Consider the following 14,475-nt stretch of genomic DNA (forward strand, 5'->3'; position numbering starts at 1 on the left):
TTATGAAATGCATCCAAGTCATTATAAAGGAATTAAATTTACGAAAGACCAAAAGATTCAATTTAGAACAATGGGTTTGAATCATTGTAAAGTTTACGATTCTTTAAAATTTGACTATGAAAATAAAGTCAATATGCTTAAGGAAAGAAATAATGAACGACATTATAATTTGAGAAGGATTTTCTTAATAAAAAAAGATAGTTTGGAAGCAAGCTTCGAAAATGAAGTTGCAGAAAAATTAAATGAAAATCAAAGACATATTTATCTAAAAAAAATAGAATTACGTAACAAGGAAAAAGCGAATTCTCCTGATTATAGATTTTAAATAAAATAAAAAACGTCCTGACTTTTCGAGACGTTTTTTATTTATAATTGAACTTAGAATTGTACGCAGTCCGGCTTGAACGGAGCTCTTTTTCTTTTTGTCGAAAAAGAAAAAAGCGGGAGTGGAAGACGGATTAAGCTGCCAAATTAATTTACTGATTAAAATTCTTAGGCGAATAGAAATACAGAAACTTCTTCTTTGCCATTTCGAAATCACTCCATTTGTCACAATCAATTTCATAAGCAACAACACCCGAAGTTGGTAAATTTACGATCTCATCGGAAAGAGAATTGGCGAAATTGGAGATCCCGTTGTTGTGAGAAAACAAGGCTAAACTGTTGACACTGTCATCCGTATCAAATATAACTGAGAGAAAATTTTCCTCAGACGGTCTGTACAACTTTTCTTTGGTGCTGTAATCTTTTCCGTAAACCTGAGAAAATAACTCGCAAGTCTGTTTGGCTCTAACAGCGGGACTTGTGACAAAGCTGTCAATATCTATATTGTTGAATCTTAGAAATTCAGCCATTTTTGGAGCGTTTGTTCTTCCAAGCTCGGTCAACGGACGGTCAAAGTCATCCATATCTTCCGGCCAGTCACTCTTGGAATGTCTAACCAGTAAAAGTGTTTTCATTCAAAAAGGGTTTAATCAAATAAAATTAGTAAAAAAAATCATCGGAAAATCTTTTCCGGAAATTATTTTCTAATAAAAAATTTAATTTAGTAATTTTCTACGATTTCCATTAACTCGGAATAGATTTTCTCTGTAAAAGGCGTTTTAATATTCAGATCCTTTCCGTAATTGATAATTGCTCCGGCAAATAATTCCAACTCGCTATTCTCCTTTTTTAAATTGATGTCCAGTTGTAAAGAAGTTGGGGTTGCAGGAGGAAAAGTCATGGCTTTTTCAAATGTTTTCTCAATAATGTCATCGGGTAAATTGATTCCTTTTTTGTCAGCAATCAATTTGACTTCTTTCATTATTTCCGTTGCTTCCAGTTTCTGAATTTCATCTGCGCAAACTGTTCCGATGGAAGAATTATATTTAGCTGTAACCAATCCAAAACTCGATACAAAAATGAACTTTGTCCATATATCTGTAAACGAATTGTCTTTAAAATCGAAATCAATTTGACTGTTTTTCATCAACCCGATAATCCAATCGATATCTGTGAAAAGATTGGCCGGATCTTTTCCAAAAATCAGTTTTCCTGCCTTTCCTTTATGTTCAACGATTCCTTTTTCTCTGATGTGGGAAGCGACGTATACACAAGCCGGCAAAATTGTATTGTTAGGAATTATTTTCCTGATTCTGTCATAGATATCTGCACCGTTCATCATTGGAAGGAGAATGGTTTTGTCCGTAATGACTTGCTTCAATTGCTTGCAAACATTTTCCAGATCATATTCTTTCACACAAACCAAAACCAAATCAGGATCGTTGATTTCAGAAACGCTCTGTAAGAGGTGATTCGGTTTTGTAATGCTGTTTGGATGTTCTGGAGAAAGTAATGTCAATCCATTAGTTTTTACAATGTTATAAGTTTGATCTCTCGCAATAAAAGAAATCGTAAACTGATTTGCCGTTTCATTAAACTGATTAATCTTAAAACCGAAATAACCGCCAACGCCGCCAAGTCCTACAACTACAATATGCTTCATTTTTTATAAATTATATCAAACGATAAATTTACTTAATTAATCGTAAAATAAAAGCAGCAATCACTTACGATTGCTGCTTTTATAACAACATACAAATTTATGAACTTGTATTGGTAGCTTCAAAAAATTATTTATATAAAGCTTTTATTGCTTCCGTAAATTAAAAATGTAAAGAAAGCTTTCATGGTTATCAGTCTGTTAGTTTTTAAGATTAAATTTAGAAACCCTAAAATTTTGCACAAATATAATCAAAGTCACCAAATGGTGACAATAAAAATTGTTAAATTTGCTTAACCTCCGAAATCATGACAAAACAAAACCCAAAAAACAGAACAAGAAACAAAGAAAGAAGCAAACAGCAATTTCTGGACGCGGTTGGAAATATTTTGAAAACGAAAGGTTATAAATATCTTAAAGTTAATGAGATTGCAGCAACAGCTGGTCTTGATAAGAAATTGATCTATAATTATTTTGGTGGAGTTGATCAGCTTTTGGATGAGTATATAAAAACACAGGATTTTTGGAGCAATGTAAAGAATGAAAATTCGGAGATGGAAATTAATGACGGCGGAAAAGAATTTACCAAACAAATGCTGATTGAGCAATTTGATTTTGTTGCCGCAAACAAAGATTTACAAAAAATTCTGATCTGGCGACTGACAGAAGAGCGTACATCGTTGAGGAAATTAACAGAAGGGCAGGAAAAGAATGGCGAATTGCTTTTCAAAAGCATAACGGATCCGTACTTTCAGGATAAAAGTGAAGATTTTCGCGCAGTTGCTGCAATTCTCGTTTCGGGGATGTATTACCTTAACCTCTATTCCGAAGTTAACGGAAGTGTTTTTTGCGGGTTGGATCTTAAAACCAATGAAGGAAGATCGAAAATTAAGAATGCTTTAAAAATGCTTGTGGATAAAACTTTCGAAGAACTGAAGTAGTTAAAACTCCTGAAACAGATAACGGTCAGGATAATTCAGTCTTTCACTTTTACGTTGACCGTTGATAACGATGTGGATGATATTCATCTGGTCATCGAAAAGATTATAGAGAAAGCTGACGGCCGTTTCCACTTTTTTAGGATTACTCACAGCTTCGGATTCCAGAAAAACATCAACACTTTCCTTATCTTCTTCATAACCAACGTATTTAACTTTTAAGAATTGATTATTCACTTTTAGTTTTACATATTCGGAAGCGTAGTTTTTCAAAGCTTCGTTCATTTCTTTTTCAGATTTCGGATTGAGGAAATGAAGACTTTTCCCGTATTTTTTATTGATGGCGTTTTCCAAATCATCCATAAAAAACCGTCCGGAAATTTCAAAAGTTTTTGACTTTTGGTTATAATTAAATTCCATAGAACCAACATGATAAGGATGAACCCTGAACGAAAAAAGTGCGACAAACAAAGACAAAACAACAACCGCAGAAAAAAAGTTCTTCATCAGACCCAAAATTTAAATCGAAATTAATCATTATTTTCGTAATTCTTTTTAAAATGACAGAATGCAGGATTTTATTTTTTACCTGAAGTTGGGTTGGGAACACATTATTTCTTTGGATGCGCTGGATCATCAGTTGTTTATTTTGGCTTTGATTGCAGTTTATTCCTACAACGATTTCAAAAAAATCCTGATTCTTGTAACAGCCTTTACCATTGGGCATTCCATCACTTTAGCGCTTAGTTCGCTTAACGTTTTGAAAGTTCCGAGCAATTGGGTAGAATTTCTCATCCCTTTGACCATTGTTATCACGTCGTTGGATAATATTTTAATGAAAAACAATCAGAAAACGCTGATGACAATGAACTATTATTTGGCAATGATTTTCGGGCTCATCCATGGGATGGGATTTGCGAACACTGCCAGAATGATGCTGGCAAAAGAACAAAGTATTTTTGTTCCACTTTTAGGCTTCAATATTGGGTTGGAATTGGGTCAGGTTGCTTTGGTCATCGCGATTTTGATCTTACTTTTCATTCTGCTTAAGCTTTTCCGGGTCAACAGAAAAGACTGGATTTTATTCGTTTCCTCTGGTGTTTTCGCATTGGCTTTAAAAATGACTTTGGAGCGACTTCCTTTTTAATATCAGTTTTTTTGATTTTGGCAGCCATTCCGCGCTCCGTTCCCGCTATTTTTGCCTTCCAAAAGTCCTCGCAAAAAAATGAGCTCCACTCAGCTCGGGCTGCGATCAATTCTGTGTTTTAATATTCTGCTATTTAGAATTAATCTTTACTGGTGAAAATAAATACAAATCTTTATTTCATTCGTAACAATTTCCTAAATTTGATTACTTGTAAAGAATTATTATCTAATTGTTTTGAAAAAATGAAGTTAAAAGTTTTAGGACTTTTATTCTGTTCTGCTGTTGTGTCGGCACAGAATATCCAGAATAATCCGGGGAGCAACCACGGGAACAAATTTGAACAACTCGGAACCATCCTTCCAACACCTAATGTTTACAGAACTGCTTCTGGCTCGCCGGGACAAGCCTACTGGCAGCAACGTGCAGATTATGACATAGAAGCTTATCTGGACGAGGACAAAAGAAATCTGAAAGGTTCAGAAACCATAACTTATTACAACAATTCTCCGGACGATCTGGATTATCTCTGGCTTCAGCTGGACGAAAATCAACAGTCATCTGTGAAAAATGCAGATTATCCTTCTTCTTCAACTTTACCGAAAAGAACGGTTTTAGAAAATTTAAAAGCATCAGAACTTCCTGTTTCAGATAATGGTTATGGTGTTAATCTGGAGAAAGTAACCGATGCTTCCGGCAATCCGTTGAAATATGTTGTCAATAAGACAATGATGCGTATTGACCTTCCAAAAGCATTGAAAAAAGGGGAGAAATTCGTTTTCAAAGTTAACTGGAATTACAATATCCCGAATCGTATCGAAATGGGCGGAAGAGGTGGTTATGAAAGTTTTCCTGAGGATGGGAACGACCTTTACACAATGACACAATGGTTTCCGAGAATGTGTGTTTATAGTGATTTCCACGGTTGGCAGAATCATCAGTTCACAGGACGTGGCGAGTTTGCTTTGGTTTTCGGAAATTATAAAGTAAAAATGAACGTTCCTGCTGACCATATTGTTGGTGGAACTGGAGAATGCAAGAACTATGAGCAGGTTTTAACTTCTGAGCAATTAGCAAGATATAGAAAAGCAGAATCTGCCAACGAACCTGTAGAAATCGTAACGCTTGATGAAGCGAAGAAAGCAGAAAAGAATCATTCAAAACAGAGAAAAACCTGGATTTTTGAAGCCAATGACGTTCGTGATTTTGCATGGACCTCTTCAAGAAAATTTATCTGGGACGGGATGCGCGTAACGATTCCTGAAAATAATAACAAAGTAATGGCAATGAGTTTCTACGGAAAAGAAGCTTACGGATTGTATAGGAAATTCTCTACAAAAGCCGTTGCACATACGATTAAAACTTATTCAGAATTCACGATTCCTTATCCATATCCTGTAGCGCAATCTGTAGAAGCGGCGAACGGAATGGAATATCCGATGATCTGTTTCAATTACGGAAGAACAGAAAAAGACGGAACTTATTCCGAAGCAATCAAAAACGGAATGTTGGGCGTAATTATTCACGAAGTTGGACACAACTTTTTCCCGATGATTATCAATTCAGACGAAAGACAATGGAGCTGGATGGATGAAGGTCTGAATACTTTTGTTGAATATCTGACAGAAGAGAAATGGGATAACAAATTCCCGTCAAAACGTGGTCCGGCTTGGACAATCGTGGATTATATGAAGCTTCCGAAAGATGAATTGGAACCGATTATGTCCAATTCCGAAAACATCGCAAGATTTGGCCCGAATGCTTATTCAAAACCGGCAACCGGACTTAACATTCTTCGTGAGACGATTATGGGAAGAGAGTTGTTTGATAAAGCGTTCAAGACTTACGCCAAAAGATGGGCTTTCCGTCACCCTGAACCGGCAGATTTTTTCAGAACAATGGAAGATGCGAGTGGGGAAGACTTGGATTGGTTCTGGAGAGGTTGGTTCTACGGAACAGACCCAGTAGATATTTCTTTGGATAAAGTGACCATTGCGACACCTGATTTTGATGCCGTTCCAAAATCCGAAGCGGTGAAATATACTGTTGAAAAACCGGTATTGAATGAGTTTGAAGATGTTTCTAAAATCAGAAACAGAGAAGATAAGAATATCAAATTCTATGCTGATACCGACAAAGATGTTCAGGATTTCTATTACAGATATGACCGTGGACAGGAGAAAGTAGATACTTCAAAAGAATATTCTGTTACAACAGGCAATCTGGAAAAAGTTGATAAAAAAGATATTAAAAAAGAAGATAATGTTACGGCTTATCAAATTGATTTTTCTAATAAAGGAGGTCTTGTAATGCCAATTATTTTAGAATTCACCTTTGAAGATGGTTCGAAAGCAACGGATAAAATCAGTGTTCAAATCTGGAGACATAATGAGCAAAAGGCTTCTAAAACTTATTATTTTGATAAGAAACTGAAGTCTGTTCAGTTAGATCCAATGAGAGAAACGGCCGATATTGATACGTCTAACAACTTCTGGACCGCTTCAAGTTCATCAGAAACACCAAGCAAGTTTCAGGTTTTCAAGCAAAAGCAAAAAGATGCAGCCAGAGGTGCATCTAATGGAAAAGTAAATCCGATGCAAGCCGCTGGAAAGAAATAATAATTATAATAAAAGAGTTGTTTATCGGTCAAGATTGCCAGAAACGAAAAATTAAAACTCTTGTAAAAATAATTTTTGTTTTAATTATTTGTAAAATCTATTTGCAGAGTGATGTAAACTACTATATTTGCATTCCAATTTATTATAATTATAAGCTATGAAAGAACTAATCGAAAAGATTAATGCTGAATTTGAAGCTTTCAGCAAAGAAGCAGAACAACAATCTGAAAAAGGGAACAAAGCAGCTGGAACCAGAGCTAGAAAATCAGCTTTGGAACTTAGCAAACTTTTCAAAGATTTCCGTAAAGTTTCTGTTGAAGAATCAAAAAAGTAAAAATCCAAAACCTCGTTAAAAACGAGGTTTTTTTATTTATGTAATGACAGTCAATTTTTACACAATGGGTCAAGAAAATTTTCGACACTTTATTCATACTATCAATTATCAATTTTTATGGTTTCGTTTTTTGATTCATTCATATTTGCGTAAATTTATTGTTTATAATTAATCAATATTTCTAATAGAAAAGAATGGAAAAGTATAATTACGGGGTTATCGGCCTCGGAGTAATGGGAAAAAATCTCCTTTACAATATTGCAGATAACGGTTTCTCTGTTGCAGGATTTGACCTTGATGCAGAAAAAGCCAGAGAACTAGAACAGGGTGCTACACAGAATACGGTTGTCAAGGGAACAGCTTCTTTGGAGGATTTTGTATCTGCATTGGAAACACCAAGAAAAATTATTCTAATGGTTCCTGCGGGTAAGCCTGTAGATGCTGTTTTGGAAAATATCACGCCGCTTCTGAACAAAGGTGATATTGTTGTTGATGCTGGTAATTCTTATTTCAAGGATACCGAACGGCGTATTGCCGATCTCGCTTCAAAAGGATTACATTTTATGGGAATGGGTGTTTCCGGAGGTGAGAAAGGAGCCAGAACCGGTCCAAGCATTATGCCTGGTGGAGATTTGGAAGCCTTCAATCTTCTGAAACCTATGCTGGAATCGATTGCTGCAAAAGTTGATGGAGAAGCCTGTACCGCTTATATGGGAAAAAGCTCAGCCGGAAACTATGTGAAAATGGTTCATAACGGAATCGAGTATGCCATAATGCAGCTCATCAGCGAAGCCTATGATCTTTTGAGAAAAGGTGCAAACCTTAATAATGATCAGCTTTACGAGGTTTTTAAAGAATGGAATAACGGTGAAATGAATTCTTTCCTGATAGAGATTACAAGAGATATTTTCCAACAAAAAGATTCATTGACCAATGGTTATCTTGTTGATCAGATTTTAGATAAAGCTGGCGCAAAAGGAACCGGCAAGTGGACCTCGGAACAGGCTATGGAAATTGGAGTTTCAATCCCAACGATTGATATTGCTGTGACCTCAAGAATCTTGTCAGCTTACAAAGATGAACGGATGAAAGCCTCTCAATTATATTCTGAAAAACAAATCACCGCGCCGGAAAATATCGAATCCTTTATCAAAGAAGTTGGTGACGCATTATATCTGGCGACTTTGATCAGCTATGCGCAAGGTCTGTCACTATTGGTTAAGGCTTCAGAAGAATATGCTTTTGATATTCCGCTGAAAGATGTTGTTAAGATCTGGCGAGGCGGATGTATCATCCGTTCCGTGTTGTTAGAAAAATTTTATTCAGCTTATACTCAAAATCCGTATCTGTCTAATATTTTACTAGACAAAGACATTTCCGAAATCGTCAAATCAAAACTCAAATCATTAAGAAGCACTGCTGTTTATGCTGTCCATAATGGCATATCGAGTTTAGGAATTCAAACGGCTTTAGGCTATTTTGATGCTTACACGACAGAATCTTTACCGGTGAATCTGATTCAGGCTCAACGTGATTATTTTGGAGCTCACACTTATCAGAGAATCGACAGAGAAGGCGTTTTCCACACATCTTGGGAAAGCACAAACAATTAAAATTAAACCATGACAGATATTAATGTATTATCGGCCACTAATATTGTAATTTTTGGCGCTACCGGAGACTTGGCAAAAAGAAAACTTTTTCCTGCGTTTTATAATCTTTTCATTGATGGAAGAATGCCAGAGAATTTTAATATTATCGCTTTAGGAAGGTCGGATCACAATGATGAATATTTTAGGAATTATATTAAAGTCAACCTTGAAGCTTTCTCCAGAAAAAATGTTACACCTGAGCACTGGGAAGCTTTTCAATCCCATATCACCTATTTTCAGCATCAGTTGGACGAAGAGAATTCTTATAAAAATCTAAATCGGAAATTGCTGGAATTTGATTCCGATTTTGGTGTAAGAGGAAACAGATTGTTTTATCTGTCAATCGGACCTAATTTTATTTCTACCATTTCCAATCATATCAAGAATGCATCATTAGCTTCTGAGCCGGACAAAGACAGGATCATTATCGAGAAACCTTTTGGTTACAACAAACAATCGGCTATTGAACTTAATCAGCTTTTGTCCGAGACTTTTGAAGAGAAACAGATTTATCGTATTGATCATTATTTGGGAAAAGAAACTGTTCAGAATATATTGGCTTTCCGGTTTGGAAATTCCATCTTCGAGCCTTTGTGGAATCACAGACATATCGAATCTGTTCAAATTACAGTTGCAGAAGAAGTTGGTGTAGAAACCAGAGGCAGTTTCTATGAGCAGACCGGCGCTTTGAGAGATATGGTTCAGAATCATTTGCTGCAGATCTTATGTATGGTTGCTATGGAAGCGCCAGCCTCTTTAGAGTCTGATGAAATCAGAGATCATAAAGTTGATGTGCTTAAATCCATCCGCAGAATCCCGGCAGATAAAGTTGACCATTATGCTGTGAGAGGTCAATATGGAAAAGGAATAATAAATGGGGTGGAGACAAAAGCCTATCGTGAAGAAGATGGGGTTGATCCGGATTCTAATACAGAAACTTTTGTAGCAGCAAAATTCTATATAGATAATGAAAGATGGCAGAATGTTCCTTTCTATGTTCGCACAGGTAAAAAAATGAAGGAAAAGCAGTCCTATATTTCTATTCAGTTCAAGCCATTGCCGCATTCTACATTCTCTGACACAAATCCATTGTCCGCTAATCGTCTTATCATTAATATTCAGCCATTAATGGACATCAGACTTCAGTTTATGACAAAAAAGCAAGGACTTTCAATGGCTCTGAGACCGGTGGAGATGATCTTCGATTATTTTGCGTGTAAAGAAGATACGCCCGAAGCATATGAAACATTGTTGCAGGATGCATTAGAAGGTGATCTTACATTGTTTATGCGTTCTGATCAGGTGGAGGAAGCTTGGGATGTTGTGACGACAATTCAGGAAGACTGGGCCAATAAAAAGGCAATTTTTCCAAATTATGAAGCAGGAAGCTGGGGTCCGAAAGAAAGTTTTGATCTGGTTGAAAGACAAGGTCACAACTGGTTGTAACATTTAATTAAATTCTTAAAATGAATATTACAGTATTTGACAATCTGGACAAATTATACAAAAAAGCAGCGGATACTTTTGTTGAACTTTCAGAAAAATCAATCAGGAAACATCATAAGTTTGTTGTTGCTTTAAGTGGAGGCTCTTCTCCAAAAGCAGTTTTCAAATTGTTGGCAACGGAAGAATATGCCCAAAAGATCGAATGGGGAAAAATCTATTTTTTTTGGGTTGATGAACGTTGGGTTACTTTGGACGATGAAAAAAGTAATTTCAAAATGACATCTGAAACGCTTCTGGACAAAGTTCCTGTAAGTAAAAACCAGGTTTTCCCGATGTTTAAAGAAGGATTAGAACCCGGAGATTATGCAAAGGAATATGAGAAAAAAATCCGAAATGTTTTGGGAAATGAAGGTGTCTTTGATTTTATTCTTTTAGGAATGGGTGATGACGGACATACGGCTTCTTTATTTCCCGGGCAGGCTGTTCTTGATGAAAAAGAAAAATGGGTGGCAGCTTATTATTTAGAATCTCAGGAGATGTTCAGAATTACTTTGACAGAGCCAATTATCAACAAAGCTGAAAACATTCTGGTAATAGCTTTTGGCGAATCTAAGAAAAATGCTTTGAACCAGGTTTTGAATGGCGAATACAATCCTAAATTATATCCATTGCAATTAATCAATAAAAAAGAAGGATTTCAATTTTTTACTGATGAAAAAGCTATGAATGGATAATCTCAGTTTCCGTAAAAAATTATCATACAAACAAAAGGTGAAACAAACGTTTCACCTTTTTTAATTGTATATCTATCAATTAATTAAGACTGGATAAATTCCAAAAGGTCTTTATTAATTGTTTCGTGCTCTGTAGTCGGCATTCCGTGAGGGAAACCTGGATAAGTAATTAACTTTCCGTTTTTCAGCAGCTTTGCAGATTTTATTGCAGAATTTTCGATGGGTACAATCTGGTCATCCTCACCATGAAGAACTAAAACCGGAATATCAACAGCTTTAAGATCTTCCGTGAAATCTGTTTCCGAGAAAGCTTTGATTCCGTCATAGTGAGCTACAATACCGCCCATTAATCCTTGTCTCCACCAGTTTCTTTGGATTCCTTCTTTTACATCGGAACCTTCTCTGTTGTAGCCATAGAAAGGGAATGTAAGATCAAAATAAAATTGATTTCTGTTATTCATTGTCTGGTCTCGGATGTTGTCAAAAACTTCCATCGGAACTCCGTCAGGATTACTTTCGCTTTTTACCATGATTGGCGGAACAGCGCTGATTAAAACCGCTTTTTTAGCTCTTCCGTTAGCATATTTGTTAACGTAGCGGATCACTTCGCCACCACCTGTAGAATGTCCGATGTGAATTACATCTTTCAGACCTAAGAATTCAACCAGTTCTGCTGCGTCAGAAGCATATTGCTCTATGGTATGATTATAAATATTCTGGCTGGATCTTCCATGACCTCTTCTGTCATGAGTAACGACTCTATAACCTCTTTTTAGGAAAAAAATGACCTGCGCGTCCCAATCATCTGAAGATAATGGCCATCCGTGATGAAACATCAATACTGGTCCTTCACCTTGGTCTTTGTAAAAAATCTCTGTTCCGTCTTTTAATTTTAGTGTGCTCATAATTTACTTTTTAATGTTATTGTTTGTTTATTGTTTAGCAAATGTAAGACGGGAAAACCTAATCAATCTTGATGTAAGATAACTTCGTTATTTTTTATAATAATCCATCATTATCCAATATAAAAACCCAATAATCTACCCCGAAAATCCATCCAGCATATCCATACTAGGAACAAAAAACAATGTTCCCGTCTGTGCTGTACTAAAGTCAAGAATACGGTCATAATTTCCGGGCGGATTACCGATGAACATATTGGTCAGCATTTTTTCAACCGTGCTGAATGTGCTCGCATAACAGATGAAATAAGTTCCCATTTCATTGGTTGCCACGCTTCCGAAAGGCATATTGTCACGTACAACCTTAAAATCATCACCGATATTAGCTAATGCGATATGGGAGTTTTTGGGTTTTATATCATCGTCCATTTCGATATCCTGATCTTTGGATCTGCCGATTACTTTTTCCTGTTCTTCCACAGAAAGCGATTTCCATGCATCAAGATTATGGATGTATTTCTGTACAAAAAGATAGCTTCCACCTACATATTGCGGATCAGAATCATCTATAATGGCAAAATGATCACGGTCTTTACCATGCGGATTTTCAGTGCCGTCAACAAAGCCTAAGATAGACCGGCTGTCCCAATAACGGAATCCCTGTACTTCAACTTCACAATCTGCAATTTCTTTCATATATCCTGAAATGACAGAAGCCATATCATAAGCGAAGCTCTTCTCATCGGCACGAATATGAAAATGCAAATCCCCTTTCGTACTTACTGCCGTATGTTTGCTGCCCTTTATTTCCTGGAATTTTTTGAATTCTTTGGGCAGTGGTTGAGGTAATTCAAGCTGTTGCCAGGCTTCATATCCAATTCCCATTACACAGCTGGCTTTGGAGTCGGGAAAACGGTCGAGTGCAGAATTATTCAGGTTAATTACCAACGCGCAAACTCTCTGGAAAACCGATTTTATTTTATCAGGATCAACATTGTCTTTAAAATTCCAAACTAAAAAATACGTGTTGTTATTCGGATAATCTGTTACATTCTGTGCATTATAGTCAGAAGAAAATGTATTATTCATTGACATGGATCTATCGGTTTTTAATTATCAAATTTAATAAATGCCGTTGGGATAATATGATTTGTTACCATAAAATAAACAATTCAGGATATTCTTTTCACAAATTACAGCAGAAACTTTTACTTGATAAGCCTTTATGACACCTCAAAAATGAGTATTATTGTAAGAAAATTAATACTGCAAAATTTATGGGGCACTGGGAAATTTTTTTATTTTTTTTAATCATCGCTTTTATTTACTCTTCGGTGGGATTTGGCGGTGGTTCCAGTTATCTTGCAGTTCTGGCAATGTACAGCTTTCCTTATCAGGAAATACGTTTAACGGCACTTATTTGTAATATTATTGTAGTAATAGGAGGTGTATTTATTTACATCAAAAATAAACAGGTCGAGTGGAAAAAAATACTGCCGCTTACGCTTATAAGCGTTCCTATGGCGTATCTCGGAGCTGTTTTAAAAATCAGCCAGGAAATTTTCTTTCTGACTTTGGGAATTACTTTAATCATTGCAGCCCTATTACTATGGATAAAAACAGAAACAAAAAATAACGGAGGGATTTCAGAAAATGCCGGGAATTCTTTACTCAGAAACGGATTTTTAGGCGGTGCAATCGGATTTTTATCAGGATTGGTAGGCATTGGCGGCGGAATTTTTCTTTCACCATTGTTAAATCTGATGAAATGGGATACTCCAAGAAAAATTGCGGCAACATCAAGCGTTTTTATTTTGGTAAATTCAGTCTCGGGTATTTTCGGGCAGTTGTCTAAATTATCTTCAGACATCGATTATTTCAGAATTCTGAGTTTGTGTTTTGCTGTATTCATCGGTGGGCAGATCGGTTCCAGAATGTCCCTGAAATGGAATCCTCTGGTCATCAAAAGAATGACAGCTGTTCTGGTTTTGGTTGCCGGAATAAATGTTTTAATAAAATATTGGTAATAAGCTACATTTAAAATGATACTTAAAATATTAGCATTTGGAATAACGAAAGATATTTTCGGGACTTCTGAAAAAGAAATAGAAATCAATGAAGGAGCAAGCGTAAAAGCGCTCAAGGAACTTTTGGAAACGGACTTTCCGGAGCTGAAAAGATTAAAATCCTATTTTATTGCCGTTGATGATGAATATGCGGAAGACGATCAGATCATAACAGTATCTAACGAAATAGCAATAATACCTCCGGTAAGCGGCGGATAACAGATATGGTTGATATTAAAATAACAGAAAATAAACTGGATCTTACGGATTGCTTTAGCCTTGCGTCCGATCTTGCTTGTGGAGGAATGGCATCGTTCGTAGGAACAGTACGGAATCATACCAAAGGTAAATCTGTTACCCGTTTGGAATATGAATGCTACGAATCTATGGCGGTAAAGGAAATACAGAAAATAGCGGATAAAGCCATTTTCTTATTTTCGGTAAAAAATATTGTTGTTCATCACCGTACCGGAATTTTATTTCCCGGTGATGCTGCAGTGATCATCGTGGTAAGTGACGGACATAGAAATGCGGTTTTCGATGCATGCAGCTTTATCATTGAAAATATAAAAAAGACTGTTCCCATCTGGAAAAAAGAAATTTTTGAGGATGGAGAAGAATGGGTTTCGGCACACCCATAGTTTGAGGACTAAAATT

The 14,475-nt window shown here is 36.2% G+C and carries 16 protein-coding genes; 11 read left to right on the plus strand and 5 right to left on the minus strand.

Features of this window, described 5'->3' with window-relative positions; translation table 11 throughout:
• Nucleotides 1–7 precede the first annotated feature (7 nt).
• Nucleotides 8–325 (plus strand): hypothetical protein, encoded by a 318-nt coding sequence (locus AC5P2S_RS07760; protein ID WP_494556836.1) that lies wholly within the window; start codon nucleotides 8–10, stop codon nucleotides 323–325.
• A gap of 151 nt (nucleotides 326–476) precedes the next feature.
• On the opposite strand, the gene AC5P2S_RS07765 is transcribed toward AC5P2S_RS07760, so the two are convergent.
• Both AC5P2S_RS07765 and AC5P2S_RS07770 read right to left on the minus strand, forming a co-directional pair.
• On the minus strand, nucleotides 477–959 hold the full coding sequence (locus AC5P2S_RS07765) for a SixA phosphatase family protein (RefSeq protein ID WP_283415131.1): 483 nt from the start codon (nucleotides 957–959) through the stop codon (nucleotides 477–479).
• 86 nt (nucleotides 960–1,045) lie between these two features.
• A complete protein-coding gene (locus AC5P2S_RS07770) occupies nucleotides 1,046–1,987 on the minus strand; it encodes a ketopantoate reductase family protein (RefSeq protein ID WP_494556837.1) in 942 nt (313 codons plus the stop codon).
• Between the two features lie 305 nt (nucleotides 1,988–2,292).
• Between AC5P2S_RS07770 and AC5P2S_RS07775 the strand changes: the two genes are divergently transcribed.
• Complete coding sequence (locus AC5P2S_RS07775; protein ID WP_494556838.1) at nucleotides 2,293–2,925, plus strand: TetR/AcrR family transcriptional regulator; 633 nt, start codon at nucleotides 2,293–2,295, stop codon at nucleotides 2,923–2,925.
• On the opposite strand, the gene AC5P2S_RS07780 is transcribed toward AC5P2S_RS07775, so the two are convergent.
• Nucleotides 2,926–3,429: a DUF6702 family protein gene (locus tag AC5P2S_RS07780; protein WP_494556839.1), complete on the minus strand. Its 504-nt coding sequence runs from the start codon at nucleotides 3,427–3,429 to the stop codon at nucleotides 2,926–2,928.
• Nucleotides 3,430–3,490: 61 nt separating this feature from the next.
• Here AC5P2S_RS07780 and AC5P2S_RS07785 point away from each other — a divergent pair, with 61 nt between their 5' ends.
• The 6 genes from AC5P2S_RS07785 (at nucleotide 3,491) to pgl (ending at nucleotide 10,850) form a co-directional block, all read left to right on the plus strand.
• Nucleotides 3,491–4,069, plus strand: a complete 579-nt coding sequence (locus AC5P2S_RS07785) for a HupE/UreJ family protein (protein WP_494556840.1) — start codon at nucleotides 3,491–3,493, stop codon at nucleotides 4,067–4,069.
• A 242-nt stretch (nucleotides 4,070–4,311) separates the two neighbouring features.
• Nucleotides 4,312–6,684, plus strand: coding sequence for a M1 family metallopeptidase (locus AC5P2S_RS07790; protein WP_494556841.1), 2,373 nt, complete (start codon nucleotides 4,312–4,314; stop codon nucleotides 6,682–6,684).
• Between the two features lie 157 nt (nucleotides 6,685–6,841).
• Nucleotides 6,842–7,018: a BF3379 family histone-like protein gene (locus tag AC5P2S_RS07795; protein ID WP_240581025.1), complete on the plus strand. Its 177-nt coding sequence runs from the start codon at nucleotides 6,842–6,844 to the stop codon at nucleotides 7,016–7,018.
• Nucleotides 7,019–7,212: 194 nt separating this feature from the next.
• A complete protein-coding gene (gnd, locus tag AC5P2S_RS07800) occupies nucleotides 7,213–8,631 on the plus strand; it encodes an NADP-dependent phosphogluconate dehydrogenase (protein WP_494556842.1) in 1,419 nt (472 codons plus the stop codon).
• A gap of 9 nt (nucleotides 8,632–8,640) precedes the next feature.
• The gene (zwf, locus tag AC5P2S_RS07805; RefSeq protein ID WP_494556843.1) at nucleotides 8,641–10,116 is read left to right on the plus strand and encodes a glucose-6-phosphate dehydrogenase; all 1,476 of its coding nucleotides are present in this window, start codon (nucleotides 8,641–8,643) and stop codon (nucleotides 10,114–10,116) included.
• 20 nt (nucleotides 10,117–10,136) lie between these two features.
• The gene (gene pgl / locus AC5P2S_RS07810; protein WP_494556844.1) at nucleotides 10,137–10,850 is read left to right on the plus strand and encodes a 6-phosphogluconolactonase; all 714 of its coding nucleotides are present in this window, start codon (nucleotides 10,137–10,139) and stop codon (nucleotides 10,848–10,850) included.
• Nucleotides 10,851–10,933: 83 nt separating this feature from the next.
• Here the strand turns inward: pgl and AC5P2S_RS07815 are convergent, their stop codons facing one another.
• Nucleotides 10,934–11,755: an alpha/beta fold hydrolase gene (locus tag AC5P2S_RS07815; RefSeq protein WP_494556845.1), complete on the minus strand. Its 822-nt coding sequence runs from the start codon at nucleotides 11,753–11,755 to the stop codon at nucleotides 10,934–10,936.
• 135 nt (nucleotides 11,756–11,890) lie between these two features.
• Entirely contained in the window at nucleotides 11,891–12,841 is a 951-nt protein-coding gene (locus tag AC5P2S_RS07820; protein ID WP_494556846.1) for a Dyp-type peroxidase, read from the minus strand.
• A 188-nt stretch (nucleotides 12,842–13,029) separates the two neighbouring features.
• Here AC5P2S_RS07820 and AC5P2S_RS07825 point away from each other — a divergent pair, with 188 nt between their 5' ends.
• The 3 genes from AC5P2S_RS07825 to AC5P2S_RS07835 are packed head-to-tail and all read left to right on the plus strand — an operon-like array spanning nucleotide 13,030 to nucleotide 14,459.
• Nucleotides 13,030–13,779: a sulfite exporter TauE/SafE family protein gene (locus AC5P2S_RS07825; protein ID WP_494556847.1), complete on the plus strand. Its 750-nt coding sequence runs from the start codon at nucleotides 13,030–13,032 to the stop codon at nucleotides 13,777–13,779.
• A gap of 15 nt (nucleotides 13,780–13,794) precedes the next feature.
• Nucleotides 13,795–14,037 (plus strand): MoaD/ThiS family protein, encoded by a 243-nt coding sequence (locus tag AC5P2S_RS07830; RefSeq protein WP_494556848.1) that lies wholly within the window; start codon nucleotides 13,795–13,797, stop codon nucleotides 14,035–14,037.
• 5 nt (nucleotides 14,038–14,042) lie between these two features.
• On the plus strand, nucleotides 14,043–14,459 hold the full coding sequence (locus tag AC5P2S_RS07835) for a molybdenum cofactor biosynthesis protein MoaE (protein ID WP_494556849.1): 417 nt from the start codon (nucleotides 14,043–14,045) through the stop codon (nucleotides 14,457–14,459).
• Nucleotides 14,460–14,475 lie beyond the last annotated feature (16 nt).

This window comes from Epilithonimonas sp. 33E (assembly GCF_059372615.1).

Bases quoted from the DNA above. Each gene is read 5' to 3' on its own strand.
- AC5P2S_RS07760 (WP_494556836.1), top strand. From the start codon at position 8: ATGCATCCAAGTCATTATAAAGGAATTAAATTTACGAAAGACCAAAAG.
- AC5P2S_RS07765 (WP_283415131.1), bottom strand. From the start codon at position 959: ATGAAAACACTTTTACTGGTTAGACATTCCAAGAGTGACTGGCCGGAA.
- AC5P2S_RS07770 (WP_494556837.1), bottom strand. From the start codon at position 1,987: ATGAAGCATATTGTAGTTGTAGGACTTGGCGGCGTTGGCGGTTATTTC.
- AC5P2S_RS07775 (WP_494556838.1), top strand. From the start codon at position 2,293: ATGACAAAACAAAACCCAAAAAACAGAACAAGAAACAAAGAAAGAAGC.
- AC5P2S_RS07780 (WP_494556839.1), bottom strand. From the start codon at position 3,429: ATGAAGAACTTTTTTTCTGCGGTTGTTGTTTTGTCTTTGTTTGTCGCA.
- AC5P2S_RS07785 (WP_494556840.1), top strand. From the start codon at position 3,491: ATGCAGGATTTTATTTTTTACCTGAAGTTGGGTTGGGAACACATTATT.
- AC5P2S_RS07790 (WP_494556841.1), top strand. From the start codon at position 4,312: ATGAAGTTAAAAGTTTTAGGACTTTTATTCTGTTCTGCTGTTGTGTCG.
- AC5P2S_RS07795 (WP_240581025.1), top strand. From the start codon at position 6,842: ATGAAAGAACTAATCGAAAAGATTAATGCTGAATTTGAAGCTTTCAGC.
- gnd (WP_494556842.1), top strand. From the start codon at position 7,213: ATGGAAAAGTATAATTACGGGGTTATCGGCCTCGGAGTAATGGGAAAA.
- zwf (WP_494556843.1), top strand. From the start codon at position 8,641: ATGACAGATATTAATGTATTATCGGCCACTAATATTGTAATTTTTGGC.
- pgl (WP_494556844.1), top strand. From the start codon at position 10,137: ATGAATATTACAGTATTTGACAATCTGGACAAATTATACAAAAAAGCA.
- AC5P2S_RS07815 (WP_494556845.1), bottom strand. From the start codon at position 11,755: ATGAGCACACTAAAATTAAAAGACGGAACAGAGATTTTTTACAAAGAC.
- AC5P2S_RS07820 (WP_494556846.1), bottom strand. From the start codon at position 12,841: ATGAATAATACATTTTCTTCTGACTATAATGCACAGAATGTAACAGAT.
- AC5P2S_RS07825 (WP_494556847.1), top strand. From the start codon at position 13,030: ATGGGGCACTGGGAAATTTTTTTATTTTTTTTAATCATCGCTTTTATT.
- AC5P2S_RS07830 (WP_494556848.1), top strand. From the start codon at position 13,795: ATGATACTTAAAATATTAGCATTTGGAATAACGAAAGATATTTTCGGG.
- AC5P2S_RS07835 (WP_494556849.1), top strand. From the start codon at position 14,043: ATGGTTGATATTAAAATAACAGAAAATAAACTGGATCTTACGGATTGC.